The organism is Klebsiella sp. RCJ4, assembly GCF_009025755.1.
In the GTDB taxonomy this organism is placed as follows: domain Bacteria; phylum Pseudomonadota; class Gammaproteobacteria; order Enterobacterales; family Enterobacteriaceae; genus Klebsiella; species Klebsiella michiganensis.
This window is the reverse complement of sequence record NZ_WCIN01000009.1, coordinates 1-2,303: the sequence shown is the minus strand read 5'-3', so window position 1 is coordinate 2,303 and position 2,303 is coordinate 1. Positions and strand designations below refer to the sequence as shown.

Here is a 2,303-nt window from a genome sequence, read left to right as displayed (position 1 = left end):
GGGCTCCTACTGCTTGTACGTACACGGTTTCAGGTTCTTTTTCACTCCCCTCGCCGGGGTTCTTTTCGCCTTTCCCTCACGGTACTGGTTCACTATCGGTCAGTCAGGAGTATTTAGCCTTGGAGGATGGTCCCCCCATATTCAGACAGGATACCACGTGTCCCGCCCTACTCTTCGAGTTCACAGCCTGTGTGCTTTAGTGTACGGGAGTATCACCCTGTACCCTGCGACTTTCCAGACGCTTCCACTAACACACAAGCTGATTCAGACTCCGGGCTGCTCCCCGTTCGCTCGCCGCTACTGGGGGAATCTCGGTTGATTTCTTTTCCTCGGGGTACTTAGATGTTTCAGTTCCCCCGGTTCGCCTCGTTAACCTATGTATTCAGTTAACGATAGTGCAACGAATTGCACTGGGTTTCCCCATTCGGACATCGCCGGCTGTAACGGTTCATATCACCTTACCGACGCTTTTCGCAGATTAGCACGTCCTTCATCGCCTCTGACTGCCAGGGCATCCACCGTGTACGCTTAGTCGCTTAACCTCACAACCCGAAGATGTTTCGTAAAACATCGTCGTGTCGCAAAAATTTGAGAGACTCGAACACACTTAAACAGTGTGTCGTTTCAATTTTCAGCTTGATCCAGATTTTTAAAGAGCAAAATTTCACAATGCACTTCACAGTACATTTTGAAATTCATCATTCATCAGACAATCTGTGTGAGCACTACAAAGGCAGGTTCTTTAAGGTAAGGAGGTGATCCAACCGCAGGTTCCCCTACGGTTACCTTGTTACGACTTCACCCCAGTCATGAATCACAAAGTGGTAAGCGCCCTCCCGAAGGTTAAGCTACCTACTTCTTTTGCAACCCACTCCCATGGTGTGACGGGCGGTGTGTACAAGGCCCGGGAACGTATTCACCGTGGCATTCTGATCCACGATTACTAGCGATTCCGACTTCATGGAGTCGAGTTGCAGACTCCAATCCGGACTACGACATACTTTATGAGGTCCGCTTGCTCTCGCGAGGTCGCTTCTCTTTGTATATGCCATTGTAGCACGTGTGTAGCCCTACTCGTAAGGGCCATGATGACTTGACGTCATCCCCACCTTCCTCCAGTTTATCACTGGCAGTCTCCTTTGAGTTCCCGACCGAATCGCTGGCAACAAAGGATAAGGGTTGCGCTCGTTGCGGGACTTAACCCAACATTTCACAACACGAGCTGACGACAGCCATGCAGCACCTGTCTCAGAGTTCCCGAAGGCACCAAAGCATCTCTGCTAAGTTCTCTGGATGTCAAGAGTAGGTAAGGTTCTTCGCGTTGCATCGAATTAAACCACATGCTCCACCGCTTGTGCGGGCCCCCGTCAATTCATTTGAGTTTTAACCTTGCGGCCGTACTCCCCAGGCGGTCGACTTAACGCGTTAGCTCCGGAAGCCACTCCTCAAGGGAACAACCTCCAAGTCGACATCGTTTACAGCGTGGACTACCAGGGTATCTAATCCTGTTTGCTCCCCACGCTTTCGCACCTGAGCGTCAGTCTTTGTCCAGGGGGCCGCCTTCGCCACCGGTATTCCTCCAGATCTCTACGCATTTCACCGCTACACCTGGAATTCTACCCCCCTCTACAAGACTCCAGCCTGCCAGTTTCGAATGCAGTTCCCAGGTTGAGCCCGGGGATTTCACATCCGACTTGACAGACCGCCTGCGTGCGCTTTACGCCCAGTAATTCCGATTAACGCTTGCACCCTCCGTATTACCGCGGCTGCTGGCACGGAGTTAGCCGGTGCTTCTTCTGCGGGTAACGTCAATCGACAAGGTTATTAACCTTATCGCCTTCCTCCCCGCTGAAAGTACTTTACAACCCGAAGGCCTTCTTCATACACGCGGCATGGCTGCATCAGGCTTGCGCCCATTGTGCAATATTCCCCACTGCTGCCTCCCGTAGGAGTCTGGACCGTGTCTCAGTTCCAGTGTGGCTGGTCATCCTCTCAGACCAGCTAGGGATCGTCGCCTAGGTGAGCCGTTACCCCACCTACTAGCTAATCCCATCTGGGCACATCTGATGGCAAGAGGCCCGAAGGTCCCCCTCTTTGGTCTTGCGACGTTATGCGGTATTAGCTACCGTTTCCAGTAGTTATCCCCCTCCATCAGGCAGTTTCCCAGACATTACTCACCCGTCCGCCACTCGTCACCCGAGAGCAAGCTCTCTGTGCTACCGTTCGACTTGCATGTGTTAGGCCTGCCGCCAGCGTTCAATCTGAGCCATGATCAAACTCTTCAATTTAAGTTTGATGCTCGT

The 2,303-nt window shown here is 52.3% G+C and carries 2 rRNA genes; both read right to left on the bottom strand.

The window, feature by feature from the left end:
* Nucleotides 1-542 (bottom strand): 23S ribosomal RNA (locus F8562_RS02855); the annotation flags it as partial.
* Nucleotides 543-748: 206 nt separating this feature from the next.
* A 16S ribosomal RNA gene (locus tag F8562_RS02850) occupies nucleotides 749-2,288 on the bottom strand.
* Between the last annotated feature and the right edge of the window lie 15 nt (nucleotides 2,289-2,303).